General features: G+C 69.2%; 17 protein-coding genes. 6 read left to right on the top strand and 11 right to left on the bottom strand.

The features are described from left to right. Positions 1-61: 61 nt before the first annotated feature. The 3 genes from OG947_RS15120 (at position 62) to OG947_RS15110 (ending at position 2908) form a co-directional block, all read left to right on the top strand. Positions 62-1483, top strand: coding sequence for a hypothetical protein (locus OG947_RS15120; RefSeq protein ID WP_328812187.1), 1422 nt, complete (start codon positions 62-64; stop codon positions 1481-1483). Then, on the top strand, positions 1480-2286 hold the full coding sequence (locus tag OG947_RS15115) for an ESX secretion-associated protein EspG (RefSeq protein WP_328812186.1): 807 nt from the start codon (positions 1480-1482) through the stop codon (positions 2284-2286). The genes OG947_RS15120 and OG947_RS15115 overlap by 4 nt, the downstream gene beginning before the upstream one ends. A 61-nt stretch (positions 2287-2347) precedes the next feature. After that, positions 2348-2908, top strand: coding sequence for a hypothetical protein (locus OG947_RS15110; protein ID WP_051613116.1), 561 nt, complete (start codon positions 2348-2350; stop codon positions 2906-2908). Positions 2909-2930: 22 nt separating this feature from the next. Here the strand turns inward: OG947_RS15110 and OG947_RS15105 are convergent, their stop codons facing one another. The 8 genes from OG947_RS15105 to OG947_RS15070 form a co-directional block, all read right to left on the bottom strand. Continuing rightward, positions 2931-3674, bottom strand: a complete 744-nt coding sequence (locus tag OG947_RS15105; protein ID WP_222632959.1) for a siderophore-interacting protein — start codon at positions 3672-3674, stop codon at positions 2931-2933. A 15-nt stretch (positions 3675-3689) separates the two neighbouring features. After that, on the bottom strand, positions 3690-4553 hold the full coding sequence (locus OG947_RS15100) for an HAD family hydrolase (RefSeq protein WP_328812185.1): 864 nt from the start codon (positions 4551-4553) through the stop codon (positions 3690-3692). 39 nt (positions 4554-4592) lie between these two features. Next, positions 4593-5240 (bottom strand): SDR family oxidoreductase, encoded by a 648-nt coding sequence (locus tag OG947_RS15095; RefSeq protein ID WP_027504733.1) that lies wholly within the window; start codon positions 5238-5240, stop codon positions 4593-4595. 97 nt (positions 5241-5337) lie between these two features. Beyond that, a complete protein-coding gene (locus tag OG947_RS15090) occupies positions 5338-6603 on the bottom strand; it encodes an ABC transporter permease (RefSeq protein WP_027504732.1) in 1266 nt (421 codons plus the stop codon). Continuing rightward, positions 6603-7802, bottom strand: a complete 1200-nt coding sequence (locus OG947_RS15085; protein ID WP_231476227.1) for an ABC transporter permease — start codon at positions 7800-7802, stop codon at positions 6603-6605. The genes OG947_RS15090 and OG947_RS15085 overlap by 1 nt, the downstream gene beginning before the upstream one ends. Further along, positions 7799-9376, bottom strand: a complete 1578-nt coding sequence (locus OG947_RS15080) for an ABC transporter ATP-binding protein (RefSeq protein ID WP_051613115.1) — start codon at positions 9374-9376, stop codon at positions 7799-7801. The genes OG947_RS15085 and OG947_RS15080 overlap by 4 nt, the downstream gene beginning before the upstream one ends. Positions 9377-9378: 2 nt before the next feature. After that, positions 9379-10458 carry a BMP family lipoprotein gene (locus tag OG947_RS15075; RefSeq protein WP_037184768.1) on the bottom strand — a complete coding sequence of 360 codons (1080 nt, stop codon included), beginning with the start codon at positions 10456-10458 and terminating at the stop codon, positions 9379-9381. A 172-nt stretch (positions 10459-10630) separates the two neighbouring features. Continuing rightward, positions 10631-10831 carry a cold-shock protein gene (locus OG947_RS15070; protein ID WP_027504730.1) on the bottom strand — a complete coding sequence of 67 codons (201 nt, stop codon included), beginning with the start codon at positions 10829-10831 and terminating at the stop codon, positions 10631-10633. Between the two features lie 254 nt (positions 10832-11085). On the opposite strand from OG947_RS15070, the gene thiM reads away from it, so the two are divergent. Together thiM and glsA are read left to right on the top strand one after the other, a co-directional pair. Continuing rightward, a complete protein-coding gene (gene thiM / locus OG947_RS15065) occupies positions 11086-11916 on the top strand; it encodes a hydroxyethylthiazole kinase (RefSeq protein WP_328812184.1) in 831 nt (276 codons plus the stop codon). After that, the gene (glsA, locus tag OG947_RS15060; RefSeq protein WP_328812183.1) at positions 11913-13106 is read left to right on the top strand and encodes a glutaminase A; all 1194 of its coding nucleotides are present in this window, start codon (positions 11913-11915) and stop codon (positions 13104-13106) included. The genes thiM and glsA overlap by 4 nt, the downstream gene beginning before the upstream one ends. Before the next feature lie 25 nt (positions 13107-13131). On the opposite strand, the gene OG947_RS15055 is transcribed toward glsA, so the two are convergent. Genes OG947_RS15055 through OG947_RS15045 form a run of 3 tightly spaced genes read right to left on the bottom strand, consistent with a single transcriptional unit; the run spans position 13132 to position 16556 of the window. Beyond that, positions 13132-14019: a pseudouridine synthase gene (locus OG947_RS15055; RefSeq protein ID WP_328812182.1), complete on the bottom strand. Its 888-nt coding sequence runs from the start codon at positions 14017-14019 to the stop codon at positions 13132-13134. After that, a complete protein-coding gene (gene trhO / locus OG947_RS15050; RefSeq protein WP_328812181.1) occupies positions 14016-14864 on the bottom strand; it encodes an oxygen-dependent tRNA uridine(34) hydroxylase TrhO in 849 nt (282 codons plus the stop codon). The genes OG947_RS15055 and trhO overlap by 4 nt, the downstream gene beginning before the upstream one ends. 45 nt (positions 14865-14909) lie before the next feature. Then, positions 14910-16556 (bottom strand): alkaline phosphatase D family protein, encoded by a 1647-nt coding sequence (locus OG947_RS15045; protein ID WP_328812180.1) that lies wholly within the window; start codon positions 16554-16556, stop codon positions 14910-14912. Positions 16557-16654: 98 nt separating this feature from the next. Between OG947_RS15045 and OG947_RS15040 the strand changes: the two genes are divergently transcribed. Continuing rightward, entirely contained in the window at positions 16655-17683 is a 1029-nt protein-coding gene (locus OG947_RS15040) for an NADPH:quinone reductase (RefSeq protein WP_328812179.1), read from the top strand. Positions 17684-17736 lie beyond the last annotated feature (53 nt).

Here is a 17736-nt window from a genome sequence, read left to right as displayed (position 1 = left end):
GGCCGGTCCGCGCGTCGAATGTCACGGGGATCGTGGCACCGCGGTCGGGGAGGACACGAACATGGGGTTCGACATCACGGGGGTGATCGGTGCCGCGGGCGAGACCATCTCGGACGCGGCGTCGGAGATGGTCGACTTCGCGACGGGACACGACAGCGACGCGGCGGAGTCCGCGGCACGACTGACGGCGGAGTTCCACGCCGACGACGCCGTCCGGGTCGCCCGCGAGGCCGTCGACAGGTCCAGGGTGGGCGACACGGCGAGCGGCGCGAGCGTCGTGGTCCCGGAGGCGTTCGACGGCATGTCGCACCCCGAGATGTTCGCGTACACCACCGAACTCACGCCGGAGCTCCTCGATTCCGGTGCCGCGATGTGGCGCGAGGCCCACACCCGGGCGACCGCACTGGTGTGGACCCTGTGGAACGACCTCGGCGCCGTGCTCGGGACCGACTGGCAGGGCGCCGCGGCCGACTCCGCGCTCGCCGCGATCACGACGTACCGCACCGAGTCGCTGCGCACCCTCGACCTCATGGACATCGTCGCGGGCAAGCTCGAGCAGTCCCGCGACGGGTTCGCGCTCACCCGCGCCACCATGCCCGCCCCACAGTCGTTCACGCCCTCGGACTGGGCGCGCACCGCGATGACGGCCGCGTTCCTCGGACCCGTCGGCGCCGCCGGGTCGATCACCGCGATGATGGCCGAGGAGGAGGAGCGGCGCGCCGAGGCCGTGGCGGTCATGAACGGCACCTACGTCCCCACCGCCGTCCGAGCCGATCACGGCGTGCCGGTGCTCACGCCGCCGGGAGATCCGGCGAGCGGGTCCGCGTCGGGTTCCTCGTCCTCGGCGGCCGGTGGCATGCGCGGACGTGTCGACGCCGCATCGCTCGGTTCGACGGCACTCTCGTCGCTCGCGACGAGTCCCGCACCGACCACGGCGGCGTCAGTCGGCGACTCGACGCCCGTCGCAGGGCCACAGCCTGCGGCCGCCGCCCAGAACTCCGCGGGAGCAGGCACGAGCAGCACCTCGAACGGCGCAGCTCCGCCGCCCGGTGTCGCACCCGTGAGCACGGCACCGGTCGGCCCGTCGGGGTCCCGGCCTGCCGTGACCTCACCCGCAGGCTTCGGGCGCGGCTCGACCCCCGCCGGGTACGGGACGGCAGGGCAGCGGTCGTCGGCGGGATCCGGTGGGCCGGGCGCGCGGACACTCGGTCCTGGATCCTCGTCCGGGCGCGGCCCCTCGGGCGGTACCACCGGCCCCGTCCTGCAGAGCGCGACCTCAGCCGGCGCGGGCGGTTCCGGCGCGGGCGGTTCCGGCGCGGGCACCCGCGCGGCGGCCTACGGACCGGGCGCGATGATGCCGGGGAGCCGCGCCGGTGGAGACCAGGACGGCGACCACACCACGGCGGGGTACCTCGTCACGGCGGACAACGGCGACCGCCTGGTCGGGGAGCTCCCACTCGTCGCTCCCCCGGTGATCGGGTGATCGTTCGAGCGGCTCCCACGGGGGTCGCCTCGTGGCACCTCACGTCACTCGAGTTCGCCGTACTCCTCGACCGGATCGGCCGCGATCGAGTGCCGTTCCCCTTCTCCTGGACCACGCGCGCCCGCACAGCCGCGGATCTGCGTGCGGAACGCGAGGCCGCCCGCCGCCGCCTCGGCGACCGATCGCTGCTGGCCGCCGCGTCCCTGCTCGGCGGACCCGGACTCCAGGTCACCGCCTGCGGGGTGGAGTCGGGCGATCGACGCGTGCGCATCCGAGCCGCAACCTCGTACTCCGCGATCCCGCTCCATTCCGACCGGCCTCCGGCCTTCCCGCTCGCCGTCGTGGTGGTCCAGGACCCGCGACCGACCTCCGACACCGGCGGCACGGTCCACGTCCACGCCGTACCACCGGAGCGCATGACCCACACCCTCACGGCGGCGCTGCCCCACCGCCGCGCGGGACGGGTGACGCCGTCGTCCGTGTCCCGCGACGACGTGGTCCGCGCTCCGTCGTCCCACCTGCACGATTCGCGTGGCGACACCGACCGCGATCGCGTGATCCACATCCTCGACGGGCCACGGGAGGGGCTCGGTGAGATCGTCGTGGGACACGGCGGCGACGGCCCGCTCGAGGCGATCGCCGGCAGACGGTGGATCGACGCGCTCGGTGACGGGCGCTACCTGGTGCACGCGACCGACGTGGTGGCGGTGCTGCCCGCCACGGCCCAGACCATCGCGGCGGCGCTCGACGACGAGATCCGACGGGCCGGTGCGGTACCACCGGTGACGGGTACACGCAGCTAGGGTTGGGCCATTGAACGCTGCGGCGCTGACGCGTGCGCGGCCGATCGAGAGGACTGGGCAGATGAGCGATCGCTACCCGCGCGACTCCGACAACCGCGACGTCGGCAACTACGGCTACGACGACCGCACTCGGGCCTACGGTCGGCAGGAGCCCTACGCCGAGCCCGGTGGTCAGCGCTACGCGCCGCAGAAGCCCGCATCGTCCGGACTGAAGTTCGACGTCGGCCCGTTCATCGGCGGAGTCGTCGCCACCGCCATCACCACGTTCATCGCAGGATGGGTGGCCACGGCGATCGTCCAGGCCGTCTACAACCGAACGGGAACCAGCGTGTTCTGGATGTACGGACTGGAGGATCCCTGGATCGCCGGTGTGTACGGCGCCCTCGCCGCGATCCTCGCCGGAGCGTTCATGCTCCTGCTGTTCCAGGCGGTGCCGTCACCGAACACGTTCTTCAGCTGGATCGCCGGACTGGTGGTCGTCGCGATCATCGTGCTGCCGTTCCTCGCCGCGGGAGCGATCACCGCTGCGTTCGGCTCCGCGATCGTCAACGGCCTGATGGGGTTCGTCATCGTGGCCCTGCTGTCCACCACCGCGGCGAAGACGTATCACGGTCGTCCCTGACAGCCCCCGTCGTGCGTGACGCTCAGGGAATCCAGTACCCCTGAGCTTTGACCGACCTGCGCGGAACGCGGTAGTCGGACTTCAGGATCGACGCGATCGAGCGCGTCGTGACCGTGTCGCACGCGACCCATGCGGCGTGGCGGGACGCGTCGAACGCTGCGGCCGAGACGGCCTCCACCATCGAGGCACCGCCGTCACGCCGTCGTACTCGATGTACCTGCGTGGCGCTCGTCGCCGCGAGCGGGAGCGCGTCGTCGCCGTCGTGCACGGTCTCGAGCCACAGGGTGACGGGAAGATCGTCGGGCAGAGCGGCCAGCAACGAGTTCACCGCGGGAAGTGCCGCGCTGTCTCCCGCGATGAGGTACCCGGCGGGAAGCGGGTCCGGTACCGCGTACTTCGAGCCCTGGAAGGTCGCCTCGAGGGTGTCGCCGGGGGCGGCGCGTCGTGCCCAGTGCGCGGCCGGACCGTCGTGCAGCGCGAACTCGAGGTCGAAGCGGTCGTTCTCGGGGTCCGGGTTCACGACCGTGTAGGCACGGTGGTGCAGCGAGGCACTGCCGTCGTCGGTGGGAAACCACAGGCGCAACCACATCGTGGGATGCACGGGCTTACGCGTGAACAGTCCACCCGCGGAGACCGTCAACCGACGGTAGTGCGGGGTGACGTCCTCCGCCGCGAGGACGGTCAGCAGCACGTCCGAGCCGCCCATCAGCTTGAGGACCGTGCCCTGCCAGCCCTTGGTCTGCTCGCTGGTCGCTGCGTCGGTCATGCAGCTGAGGGTAGCCTAACCCTGACCGACGTGGGGGTGTGCCAACTCCTCGAGGTACTCCGCGATGCCGTCGTCGTCGTTGCTCGCGACCACCCGATCGACGAGAGCCTGCACCTCAGGGATGGCATTGGACGGACAGATCGCGGTGCCGGCCCACGCGAGCATCTCCAGATCGTTGCGTGCGTCGCCGGCGGCCGCGACCTCCCGCCGTGCGATTCCGCGGCGCTCGCACAGCGCCGCCAGAGCGGTCGCCTTGGACACTCCGCGCGCGGCGATCTCCACGTAGGGCGCGCCGGAATGGGTGACCGAGACATCGTCGACACCGCCGGCGAGCAACGCGCGGTAGAGATCGCCGCTCGGCACGGTGGCGTGGCGGGCGACGATCTTCACCATGTCCTCCCGCAACCACGGGAAGGCCGGAGGCCGGTCGCTGTCGGACGGGAAATCACCACCCACGACAGTGTCCATGGTGGACGGGTCGCGGTGATGGTCGGAGAACACGCACAACGCGGCGTATCCCGTCTCCGCGACGAACGAGGTGGGTCCGACCGCGGCGACCACGGTTCCCGGTACGAGGGCGCGCACCCGGTCGACCGCGGCCTGGCCGACGGCGACGTCCATCCCCACCGTCTCGGTGATCACGGGTGTCCCGTCGGCGAGATCGATGAGGACGGCGCCGTTGGCGCACACCGCAATTCCGCGGAAACCGCTCTGCTCGGCGAACTCGTGCACGGAGTGCCGAGCACGGGCGGTGGCCCACACCACGTCGATCCCCGCGTCTCGCGCTGCCGCCATGGCGTCGGCGGTGCGCGCGGAGATGGTCCGGTCGGAGCGCAGCAGCGTCCCGTCGAGATCGGTGGCGAAGAGTCGAACGGTCACCGGGTCAGCCTCTCACCCGGTGACCGTTCCGACCGGGAGTCAGCTCAGCGCGTCGGCGATGGGCGTCTCGCCCTGGTCGAACTCGATCATGCGGCCGGCGGTGGACGGGGTGTCGAGCACGGTGGCGATCACGGCGGCCACGTCGTCGCGACTGACCGAGGCACCCGTCGCTCCCTGCTCCTTGGTGGTGATGGAGCCGGTGCCGGCGTCATCGGTGAGGCCGGACGGCGCGACGATGGTCCAGGACAGGTCGCTGTTCTTCAGGTGCTGATCGGCCTCGGCCTTCGCCTCGGCGTACGCGTAGAAGGAGTCGTCCGGGGAGACACCGTGATCCGGGCCCGCACCGAAGTACGACACCAGCACGAACCGCGGGACGCCCGACGCGGACGCCGCGTCGATGCAGCGGATGGCGGCGTCGCGGTCCACGGCGTACGTGCGGTCGGCATCGCCACCCCCGGCGCCGGCAGCGAAGACGACGGCGTCGTGGCCGGTCACGGTTCCGGCGATCTCCTGGGTGGTCTGCGCCTCGACGTCCGCGACGACGGCGGTGGCGCCGGTCTTCTCGATGTCGGCGGTCTGATCGGGATTGCGGATCAGCGAGGTGACCTGGTGCCCACTCTCGGTCAGAATCTTCGCGAGCTTCAGGGCGATCTTGCCGTGGCCGCCGACGACTGCGATGCGTGACATGAGTTCCGGGTGTCCCTTCTTCGAGCACGGGCGGCCGTACGACCGTCCACGGAGGGGGGTTCCCTGTTGTCGGCGCCCGACAAACATCGGACGCCGATCAGGGATACGGTCTGCCCGCCGCGGCGGGACCACGCACCTTCCCGACGAGCCCGGCGACCGCCAGGATGGTGACCACGTAGGGCAGCATCAACATGAACTCGCTGGGTACCGGCGAGCCGATGATGCCCAGCACGTTCTGCAGGTTGGACGCGAATCCGAACAGCAGGGCCGCCAACGTCGCACGGACGGGATCCCAGCGTCCGAAGATCACGGCGGCGAGGGCGATGTAGCCGGCACCCGCGGTCATCTCCTTGCCGAACGCACCGACCGACCCCAGGGTGAAGTACGCGCCGCCCATGCCGGCGATGGCGCCCGCGAGGCAGACGTTCCAGAAGCGGGTTCGGGCGACGTCGATACCCACGGAATCCGCGGCGCGCGGATGCTCACCGACCGCGCGCAACCGCAGGCCCCACCGCGTGCGGAAGAGGCCGACGAACACGGCCGCCACAGCGATGTACATGACGTACTCGATGACCGTCTGCCGGAACAGCACCGGACCGATGATCGGGATCTGCGAGAGCAGCGGAATCTCGATGCGGGGGAAGCGCGGCGGCGTGTTCAGTGTCGCGGCGCTGGGGACCAGCACCTTGGAGTACAGGAAGCTGGTGAGCCCGACGACGAGCACGTTGAGCACCACGCCGACGATGACCTGGTTGACGAAGTACCGGATGGAGAACACCGCGAGGACGCTGCCCACCAAGGCTCCTGCGACGAGTGCCGCGGCGAGACCGACGTACGGCGACCCGGTGAGCGTCGCGACCACCGCGCTGACGAACGCGCCGCCGAGGAGCTGGCCCTCGATGGCGATGTTGATGATGCCGACGCGCTCGGAGACGACGCCGCCGAGCGCACCGAAGATCAGCGGCGTGCTGAGGGCGACGGTTCCGAGGAGCAGCCCCGGCACGGGAATGGTCTCGCCCACCGCGGACCACGTGAGGAACAGCAGGACGAACGCGACGGCGAACACCGCGGTGACCGCCACCGGTGTGCGCTGCCCCGCCCGGGTGCGAACCGCACTGACCAGCGTGAGGGCGGCGAGCAGGATCACGAGCGCGATGCACGTGGCGCGCGCGGGCAGCCCCACGTCCGGCAACCTGACGAAGTCGCTGTCACTGGCCAGGGAGAACGTGCTGGTGCCGCTGTCGCCCCGCAGCCCGAAGGCCAGCAGCGCGACGACGGTGACGACACCCAGGACGACGGGAAGCTTCCAGGAGGCGGCGGGACGGGACCCGGCGTCAGGAGGAGCCGTGGCGAGTGTGCTCATCAGCTCACCCCTTTCGCTCGAGGTTCGGGTAGTCGGAACACCGCTCGCACCAGGGGCGGCGCGGCGATGAACAGGACGATGACCGACTGGACGACGAGCACGATGTCGATGGGGATCGACTCCGCGGCCTGCATCGCGAAGCCGCCCGCCTTGAAGGCTCCGAACAGGATGCCGGCGGCGAACACACCCCACGGACGCGAGCGCCCCAGCAGTGCCACCGTGATGGCGTCGAATCCGATGCCGGCGTCGATGTCCGCGGAGAAACCCGTGGTGACGGTACCGAGCACCTGTGCGACACCGGCGAGCCCGACCAGGGCACCCGACAGCACCATCGCGTAGATGTACACGCGCTCGACCTTGATGCCGGCCACGCGGGCCGCGGAGGCGTTCTCCCCCACGACGCGGAACCGGAAGCCGACGCTCGACCTCTCGAGCAACCACCACACAGCTGCGGTCACGGCGATGACGAGGACGAATCCCCAGTGCAGCGAGTACTTCGATCCGAACAGCGACGGCAGGATCGCGTCGTCCATCATCGCGGGCGTCTTGGGGTTGTTGGAGCCGGGTGCCTGCAGCGCGCCGGGAGTGCGCAGCAGGTACGAGATCAGGTAGAACGCGACGTAGTTGAGCATGATCGTCACGATCACCTCGTGCGCGCCGGTCCGCGCTCGCAGCAGTCCGGCGATGCCGCCCCACAGCGCGCCGCCGACGACACCGGCCAGTATCGCGACGATGAGGTGCACGTAGGGCGGCAGGTCGAAGGTGAACCCGACGTAGCCGGCACACGCGGCGGCGATGAGCATTTGGCCGCGGCCGCCGATGTTGAACATGCCGACCCGGAACGCCAGCGCGACACCGAGACCCGCGGCGATCAGCGGGGTGGCGAAGGTGAGGGTCTCGGTGAGCGGACGGATACCGTCCGCGAAGCGAGGCCGTCGGAAGTTGTAGACACTGCCCTGGAAGAGCGCCGAGTAGGCGCCCCAGACCGAGTCCCAGATCGCGGAGAGCATGTCCGTGGGCCGCGAGAAGAAGTAGCCCGCCGTCTCACGCACCTGCGGATCGGTGACGGCGATGAGAATTGCGCCGACGACGAACGCCATCAGGACCGACAGCAGGGACAGCAGCACACTGCCACTGGCGATCTTGCGCAGCACCGACTCGGACGTGGACGGCGGCGTCGCGGTGTCCGTCGCGGTCACGCGGCTCCCTCGGTGTTCGCGTCGGTGGAGTGGCCTCCGGCCATGAGCAGTCCCAACTCTTCTCGTGAGGCGTCGCCGGACACGATGCCGACGATGGCGCCTCGGTACATCACCGCGATGCGGTCGGCCAGCGCCGACACCTCGTCCAGCTCGGACGAGATCACGATGACGGGGGTGCCCGCGTCCCGCGTCGCGACGATGCGCTTGTGCACGAATTCGATGGATCCCACGTCGATTCCGCGCGTGGGTTGCGACGCGATGAGCAGACGCAGATCGCGCCCGAGTTCCCGTGCGAGCACGACCTTCTGCTGGTTACCGCCCGAGAGTCTGCCGACGGCCGTGTCGATGCTCGGCGTGCGGATGTCGAACTCCGACACCTTCTCCGACGCGAACGACCGGAGGAAGGACCGCACGATGCTGCCACGAGCGGAGAACGGCCCGCCGTGCGACCGGTCGAGCATGAGGTTCTCGGCGATGGTGAACTCGCCGACGAGTCCGTCCTCGGTGCGGTCCTCGGGAACGAAACCCACACCGGCGTCGAGCACGGACTTCACGTCGCGACCGACCAGCGAGGCACCGTCGAGCGTGATCTGACCGGTCATCGCCGGATGCAGACCCAGCAGTGCTTCGGCGAGCTCCGTCTGACCGTTGCCCTGCACGCCCGCGATCGCCAGGATCTCGCCGGCGCGCACCTCGAAGGACACGTCGTTCACCACCGGGCCGGCAGCACCCGGAACCGTCAGGTTCGACACGACCAGCGCGGCATCCCCCAGCTGCGCCGGGTCCTTGGCGACGCGCAACTGCACGTCGCGACCGACCATGAGGGACGCCAGTTCGCCGTCGGTGGCGGTCGGCTCGGCCTGGCCGACGACCTTCCCGAGGCGGACGACGGTGATGCGATCGGCGACCACGCGCACCTCACGCAGCTTGTGCGTGATGAAGACGATGGCCGTTCCCGCCTCGGCGAGCTGACGCATGATCGTCATCAGCTCGTCGGTCTCCTGCGGGGTGAGGACCGCCGTCGGCTCGTCGAAGACCAGAATGTCGGCCTCGCGGGAGAGCGCCTTGATGATCTCGACGCGCTGCTGCACGCCGACCGGGAGATCGCCCACTGTCGCGTCCGGATCCACGTCGAATCCGAAGCGGGCCGACACCTCCCGTACCAGCGCACGAGCCGCGTCGAGGTCGAGGCGACCGCCGAACGTCGTCTTCTCGTTGCCCAGGATGATGTTCTCGGCGACGGTGAACACAGGGATCAACATGAAGTGCTGGTGCACCATGCCGATCCCGGCGCTCATCGCCTCGCCGGGGCCGGCGAAGGTGCGCCGCTCCCCGTCGATGAGGATCTCGCCCTCCTCCGCCCGGTACAGGCCGCTGAGGACGTTCATCAGCGTCGACTTCCCGGCACCGTTCTCACCGAGCAGGCAGTGGATCTCCCCCGCCTCGACGGTCAGATCGATGTGGTCGTTGGCGACCAGGGAACCGAAACGCTTGGTGATGCCCCGGAGTTCGAGCTTCGGCAGGTCGTGCCCGGGGCTGCTGTCGAGCGTGGACGCGGTGTCGTTCGACGCCATCGTCAGTTGGGCGACGAGGGCGACGTGACCGTGATCGATCCGTCGATGATGCCCGCGCGGATCGTGTCGAGTTCACCCTGCAGAGCCGGATCGACCTGCGACTCGAAATCGTGGAACGGAGCGATGCCGACACCGTCGTTCTCGAGCGTGCCGACGTACGGGGTGTTGTCGAAGGAGCCGTCGCCGACCGCCTTGACCACTTCCTCGGTACTGGTGGCGAGGCCCTTGGTCACCGACGTGAGCACCAGGTCGGACACCGACGGATCGGAGACGTACACATCGGCGTCTGCGCCGATCAGCGCGATCGGACGGTTCGCGTCACGGATGGCCTGGGCAGCGGACTGGTAGATCGGACCACCGACCGGGAAGATGACGTCGGCGTTCTGGTCGATGAGGCCCTGCGCGGTGTTCTTCGCGACCTCGTTCGCCTCGAATCCACCTGTGAAGGAGCCGTTCTGGGCGTCGACGTCCCAACCGATGACGCGCACGTCGCGGTTCTTCTGCTCGTTGAAGTACTTCACACCGTCGGCGAAGCCGTCCATGAAGATGGTGACGGTGGGGAACTGCGATCCGCCGAAGGTACCGACAGTGTTGGTCTTGCTGTAGCTCGCTGCGGCGTAGCCGGCGAGGAACGCGGACTGCGCCGTGTCGTAGGTCAGCGGCTTGACGTTGTCCAGTTCGATGGACGAGTCGTCGACGATGGCGAAGTTGACGTCAGTGTTCTGCTCCGCGGCTTCCTTGGTGGCGTCCGCGAGCGCGAAACCGACCGTGACCACCAGTCCGCAGCCCTGATCGACGAGGTTGTTCAGGTTGGGCGTGTAGTCCGTCGGGGAGTTCGACTGCACCGTGATCGGCTCGACGTTCAGTTCGCCGGCCGCAGTCTGCAGGCCCTCGTAGCTCAGCTGGTTGAAGGACTTGTCGTCGAAGCCGCCGGAGTCGGAGACCATGCACGGGGTGAAGTCACCCGAGTCGGATCCGCCGCTCGCGCTGTCTTCCGGCGCTGACCCACAGGCGGTGACCAGGGTGAACGCGCTCGCGACTGCGACGGTGGAGAGTGTTGCTCTGGAAAGGGTGTTCGGCACGGGTGTGCTCCGTTTCGCTCGTGGCTGTGAAGGAACATTAACCCGAGCGTCGGACGAGCGCCGAGCGTCCGTCCGAAAACCTGCGTGCGACCCCACCCCCGGACATGCCACTGGGGCCGGACACCTGTCGGTGTCCGGCCCCAGTGTGAAGTTTCGGTGGGTTACTCCGAAATCAGATCGCGCGAACGCCGCTCGCCTGAGGACCCTTGGCGCCCGAGGTGACCTCGAACTCGACGCGCTGGTTCTCTTCGAGGCTCTTGAAGCCGGTGCCCTGGATCTCGGAGAAGTGGACGAACACGTCAGGTCCATCTTCCTGAGCGATGAAGCCGAAGCCCTTTTCGGCGTTGAACCACTTGACGGTGCCCTGAGTCATGGTGTTGCTCCCTACAGCTGATACTTCGAGTTTCACACCGTGTGAAACCCGGGCCGGCACTGAACGTGACGAACTCCGAGTTTCCTCAGAAAGACGCACACGCTCGCAACTACAAGTTCCCAGCGAGCGTGCATGAACACGAACACACAAAAACTACGACCTGTCAGCTGCGATAAGGCTACAACACACCGGGGACCATGCGCCACCGGTACCGCGTGAGGTGACGCGAAGCACCGAGCGGGTATACCCGTCTCATGACCGACCCGACGACCTCCGTGGCCGACGCGCTCGTCGCGCTGCGTGACCGCGCGCCCCTCGTCCACGCCGTGACCAATTACGTCACAGCGGGTTTCACCGCGAACGTGCTCCTCGCCGCCGGTGCCAGTGCGGCCATGGTGGACAACGAGGACGAGGCGGCGCTGTTCGCCGGGGTGGCCGACGCGGTGCTGATCAACCTCGGCACGCCCCAGCCGCAGCTGCGTGAGGTGTACCTGGCCACCGCGGCGGCCGCCGCGGCTGCGGGCACCCCGTGGGTGCTGGACCCCATCGCTGCCGGTGGACTGCCGTGGCGCGGCGCACTCGCCCGCGACCTTCTCGAGCACCGACCCGCAGCCGTGCGGGGAAACGCGTCCGAGATCATCGGTCTCCACCGCCTGACCGGACTCCACACCGACGAGCGGAACGGGTCCGGACGCGGCGTGGACAGCTCGGACGATCCGGCGGACGCTGTCGACGCCGCACGTGGCCTGCTCGCCTACTCGACAGCGGTGTCCGCGAGTGGCGCGATCGACCACATCGCCCACGAGGGCGGACTCGCGACGGTGCACGGCGGCAGCGTCCTCATGACGAAGGTGACCGGAACCGGGTGTTCGCTCGGAGCTCTCGTCGCCGCGTACTGCGCCGCCGTCGACGACCACGGAGTCGCGACGATCGCGGCCCACACGCACGCGACGGTCGCCGCCGACATCGCGGCCGAGACCGCCACCGCGCCCGGCTCGTTCGCGGTCGCCTACCTGGACGCACTGCACGCCGTCACTCCCGACGACATCCTCCGGCGCGCGCACGTCGAGTGGCTGCCACGGTGACGTCACCGATCACCGACTACCTGGAGGCCGTGCTGCGCGCCTGCCGGAACTCGGACGGCGGCGAGGTCCTCACGGGCAACCGCATCCTCTCGGAAGCCGACCCCGACGTGTTCTCGGTCGCCGTCGTCACCGTCGAGGGCACGGTCTACTGCGCCGGCGACGTGGACTCGTCCTTCTCGATCCAGTCCATCTCCAAGGCACTCACCTACGCCCTCGCGCTGGCCGACCGTGGGCTCGACGCCGTGCACCGCAAGATCGACGTCGAGCCGTCGGGCGACGCGTTCAACGAGATCTCGCTCGAACGCGACACCGGCCGCCCGCGCAACGCGCTCATCAATGCCGGTGCCATCGCGGCACACTCGTTGGTCGAGGGGCGTGACGTCGAGCATCGCGTCGACCGGATCCTCGCGCTGCACTCCGCGTTCGTCGGCCGCGACCTCTCGATCGACGACGACGTGTTCGACGCCGAGATGGAGTCGAGCGACCGGAACCTGGCGCTCGCCCACATGCTCGCCTCGGTGAAGGTCCTCGAGTGCGATGCACACGAGGTCGTCACCGGGTACGCCAGGCAGTGCAGCATCGACGTCACCACACCCGATCTCGCGATGCTCGCCGCGACGATGGCGAACGGCGGTGTCCATCCCGAGAGCGGCGAGCGGGTGGCGACGTCCGCCGTCGTGCGACAGGTGCTCTCGACCATGACCACGTGCGGGACGTACGACGGCACGGGCGACTGGATCGCGAACGTCGGCATTCCCGCGAAGAGCGGTGTGTCCGGCGCGATCATCGGGGTGCTGCCCGGTCAGCTCGGGATCGCCGTCCACTCCCCACGACTCGACGACCGGGGCAACAGCGTGCGCGGGGTCGAGGTGTTCGAGCGACTGTCGCGGGACATGGATCTGCACATGATGGACATCGCCCCGTCCGGTCACTCCGCAGTGCGCCGGGCCCGTGAGGAGGACGGCCGCACGGTGTACGAGCTGCAGGGCGACATCCGCTTCGCCGGCGCGGAGAACATCATGAACCGCGTCCTGGCCGACCTTCCGGACGAGCCGACACGCATCGGCTTCGATCTCGAGCCCGCCCGAGCGGTCAACGGAGCTGCGGTGCGGCTGCTCGGTGAGCTGATCGAGCGACTGCGCGGCGACGGCCACGACGTCGAGGTGGACGACCCCAACGGGCTCATGTAGCGGGAAGGCCGGAGGCCGGCCGGAATCAGACGAGCCGGAGTTCTCTCCGTGAGCTGAAGGTGCGGGGGTCGCCGGTGAGCGGATCGGTGAAGCTCAACCGGCGCGCGAGCAACTGCAGGGGTGTCGAGAAGTCGTTGGGCGCCACGGACGTGAACGTCGGGTAGTACGGGTCGCCGTGGATCGGGATGCCGAGCGAGGAGAGATGCAGGCGCAGCTGATGCGTCTTGCCCGTGCGAGGGAAGAGCCGGTAGCGCGCCGCGTCGCCCACCCTCTCGATGATCTCCACCCGTGTCTCGCTGTTCGGCTCACCCGGTTCCTCGTGCGCGGTCATGACGCCGTGTTCCTTGACGATCCGGCTCTCGACACTGCGCGGGAAGGTGAGGCCGGGGTCGAATCCGGCGACGGCCTCGTACTCCTTGTCCACGCTCCCGTCGACGAAGAGGTCCTGGTACGCCCGACGGAATCGGGCTGCTCTGGTGAACATCAGGACTCCCGCGGTGGCGCGGTCGAGCCGATGGGCCGGCGTGATGTCCGGCTCGTCGAAGAGCCGCCGCAGCCGCACCGTCGCGGTCTCGGTGATGTGACGCCCGCGCGGGATGGTCGCGAGGAAGTGGGGCTTGTCGACGACGACGATCGCGTCGTCGACGTGCAGGATCTCCATCTCGAAGGGAACCGGCACCTCGGGCTCCGGGATCCGGTGGAAGTGCACGACGGCACCGGCGCGATAGGCCGTGTCCTCGCTGTACGGGCGGCCGCGCTCGTCGACCACCTCCCCCGCCGCCATCGTCGCCCGCCACGCGTCGCCGGGCAGCACGCTCTCCAGGTATTCGAGCGTGGTCGCCGGATGCTCGCCGTGGGGCAACCGATGCCGCAGCGGTGCGAGGCCGTCGCGGAACGGCAACGGCACGGTCACGTGGGGACGCACTCGGTGCAGACCAGAGCCAACCCACGACCGTGGCCGTCGTCCGTGTCGAGGTACCGCGAGGTGGGAACACCGCAGCGTGAACAGGTTCCGATGACGGCCGGGTGGTCGGAGAACGAGACGGTGCCGCGCTGATCGAACACGTACAGCGACCCGGACCAGAGCCCGTCGTCCCCGTACCGCTCGCCGTACCGCACGATGCCGCCGTCCAGCTGGTAGACCTCCTCGAAGCCGCGCGAGCGCATCAAGGAGGACAACACCTCACATCGCACGCCCCCGGTGCAGTAGGTGACGACAGGCTTCGACTTCAGATGGTCGAACACACCGGAATCCAACTGTGCCACGAACTCTCGCGTGTTCTCGACGTCCGGAACCACCGCGCCGTCGAAACGCCCGATCGCGGCCTCGAAGGCGTTGCGGCCGTCGAGGAAGACGACGTCGTCCCCCCGCTCGGCGACCAGGTCGTGCACCTCCTCGGGTGCGAGGTGCCGACCACCCCCCACGACGCCGTCCGCGGTCACGTGGAGCTCGTCCGGTACTCCGAACGTCACGATCTCGGGACGCACCCGGACGCTGAGTTTGGGGAAGTCGCCGCCGCGGCCGTCCGACCACTTCACGTCCGCGGCCGCGAACGGCGCGTATTCACGAGTGCCGCGGACGTACTTCTTGACTGCGCGGACGTCGCCGCCCACCGTCGCGTTGATGCCGTGCGGGGAGACAATGATCCGGCCGGTGAGCCCGTGTGCGGACGCCAGGGTGTGCTGCCACAGCCGGATCGCCTCGGGGTCCGGCAGCGGCGTGAACACGTAGAACAGCACGATCTTGGGCGTCGACACGGAGGAACAGTCTAGATTCCTCGAGCCGGCCTGAAGTCACGGCAGTCAGGGAGCCAGGGGTTGGGCGGGAGCCACCGTCTGCGTGCCCGACCCGACGCGGAAACCCGCACCGAAGTAGGCCGTCGACGCGGGATCCTCCTTGGCGGTGACGTACCAGTGATCCATCTGCGCGCCCGACGGCGTCACCTCGAAGACACCGAACCCGTGGGTGTCGAGATCGACGTACTTGACGTGGTGGTTGAAGGCCTTGAACGCCTCCTCCGCCACCCGCCCGACCGTGTGCTCCGGGACCTTCAGGAAGTCGTCGATGTTCGCCGAGGTGACCGACGTGACCACCAGCTCGGTCGCCACCGTTCCCGCCGCCGGGTACGCCGCGGCGTCGACCGGGATGTCGCATGCCCACGAGGAGTGGATGTCGCCGGTGATGAACACGGTGTTGTCGACTCCCGCGGTACGGATCGCGTCGAGCAGCCTGCGCCGGTCGGCCGTGTACCCGTCCCACGGATCGGCGTTGTAGGACACTCCGGCGGCCGGGAGCCCGAGCAGCTGGGTGACACCTCGCGCCGCCTCGGGGTCCAGCGGCGGAATCAGAGTCGGCGTGATCATCACCGGGTTGCCGATGATGCGCCACTGCGTGGGCGACGACGTCAGACCTGCCGTCAGCCACGCCATCTGGTCGGCGCCGGTGATGGTGCGATCCGGCGAGTCCACCGCCGGGCCCTGAAACGGCAGCACCTGCTTCGAACGGTAGGTGCGGAGATCGAGCATCGACAGCTCCATCAGCGTCCCGAACCGCAGTCGGCGGTACAGGTGCCGGTTGTTCGCGGTTCCCGCAGCGCGCACGGGCATCCACTCGTAGTAGGCCTGAACCGAGTTGGCCTTGCGCGAGGCCCAGTCCCCCTCGGTGTCCGGCTGATGGTTCTCGGCGCCCGTGGCGTAGGCGTCGTTCGCCGACTCGTGGTCGTCCCACGTGCAGATCCACGGAACACCGCGGTGAGCGGCCTGGAGATCCGGATCGGACTTGTACTGGGCGTGCCGGATTCGGTAGTCGGCGAGGGAGACGATCTCGTGCACTGGATCGTGGACTCGCACGACGCCGTTCTTGCCCTCGAAGCCGCCGGTCTCGTACTCGTAGATGTAGTCGCCCAGATGGATGATCGCATCGAGATCCTGGCGGGCGGCGAGATGGCGATACGCGGAGAAGTACCCCGACTCCCAATTGGCGCACGACACGACGCCGAATCGCAGGCGCGCGACGTCGGCCTCGGCGGCAGGGGCAGTACGGGTGGTGGCCACCGTCGACGACTCGCCCGCCGCCGTGAAGCGGTAGTGATAGGTCGTCGCCGGGCTCAGACCGGTGACGTCGACCTTCACCGTGTGGTCGGTGTCTGCAGAGGTTACGACGCTGCCCGAGCGCACCACGTCGGTCAGCGCGGCGTCGCGCGCCAGATCCCACGTGACGGTGGTGGCCGGTCCACGGCCGGACCCCGGCGTCGCGTCGGGGGTCGGCGTGACGCGGGTCCACAGCAGGATCGCATCCTCGAGTGGGTCGCCCGAGGCGACACCGTGTCGGAAGACGGACGACGACTGCGCCGCCGCGGTCCGGGCGGTGAGGGTCGCCGCGGCGCCCACCCCTGCGGCGAGGGTGGTGGTCCGGAGGAAGCCGCGGCGGTTCAGAGAAGTCTCGTGCACGCCCGTGAGTCCATGCCATGGGGGCCGATCGGTCAAGTGAACGTTCGAGCGGCGCCCTCTCAGGAACAGGACCCCCCGGTCGAATCGTTGCCCCACACATGAAGGCAATCGTCTACACCGAGACCGGTGCACCCTCCGTCCTGACCGCAGTCGACCGCGACATCGTGGAGCCCGGCGTCGGCGAGGTGCGGGTGCGCCTCGCCGACGCGGGGGTCAATCCCACCGACTGGAAGTCGCGGACGGGCGCGGGTCCGGGGCAGAAGCCCGCGTTCGACGAGGTGGTTCCGGGCCAGGACGGGGCCGGTGTCGTCGACGCGGTCGGCCCGGAGGTCGAGGGCATCGCCACCGGTGACCGGGTGTGGTTGCTGCTCGCCCAGCACGAGCGCCCCACCGGAACCGCCCAGGAGTTCACCGTCGTCCCGGCGGATCGCGTGGTCCGGCTGCCCGAGAACGCCGACTTCGACCTCGGCGCCTCGCTCGGCGTCCCGGCGGTGACCGCCCATCGCGCGCTCACCGTGTCCGAGGACGGACCGTCCCGTCTCCATCCGGGCGCACTGGACGGCAAGACCGTCCTGGTCGCCGGCGGTGCAGGTGCGGTCGGCCACGCCGCGATCCAACTGGCCCGCTGGGCCGGCGCCACCGTCATCACGACGGTGAGCGGCCCGGAGAAGGCAGGTCTGGCCACCGCAGCCCGTGCGCACCACATCGTCAATTACAAGTCCGGCGACGCTGTGGCTCGCATCCGCGAACTGGCTCCGCACGGTGTGGACATCATCGTCGAGGTGGCTCCCGCCCAGAACGCGGAGCTCGATGCCGCCGTCGCCGCACCCCGCGCGTCGGTCGCGATCTACGCGAACAACGGCGGCGACGCGGTCTCCATCGACATCCGCCCGAGCATGGTCGGCAACATCCGGTACCAGTTCGTGCTGCTGTACACCGTGGGAACCGCCGCTCTCGGGGCCGCGAAGCACGACGTGACCGAGGCTGTTCGGGCCGGTGCACTTCCGGTCGGTGAGTCGCACGGGCTGCCGCTGCACCGCTTCTCTCTCGGTGCCACGGCCGACGCTCATGCCGCCGTCGAGTCCGGGGTGACCGGAAAGGTGCTCATCGACATCAGCGCCCCGTGATCCTTTCGTGTCAACGGTCGAGAGGCCATTGACAAATGGTGTGATCGCGGTCA

Source organism: Rhodococcus sp. NBC_00297, assembly GCF_036173065.1.
In the GTDB taxonomy this organism is placed as follows: Bacteria; Actinomycetota; Actinomycetes; order Mycobacteriales; family Mycobacteriaceae; genus Rhodococcoides.
The sequence above is the reverse complement of the archived record's forward strand: the minus strand, read 5'-3'. Positions and strand labels throughout refer to the sequence as shown.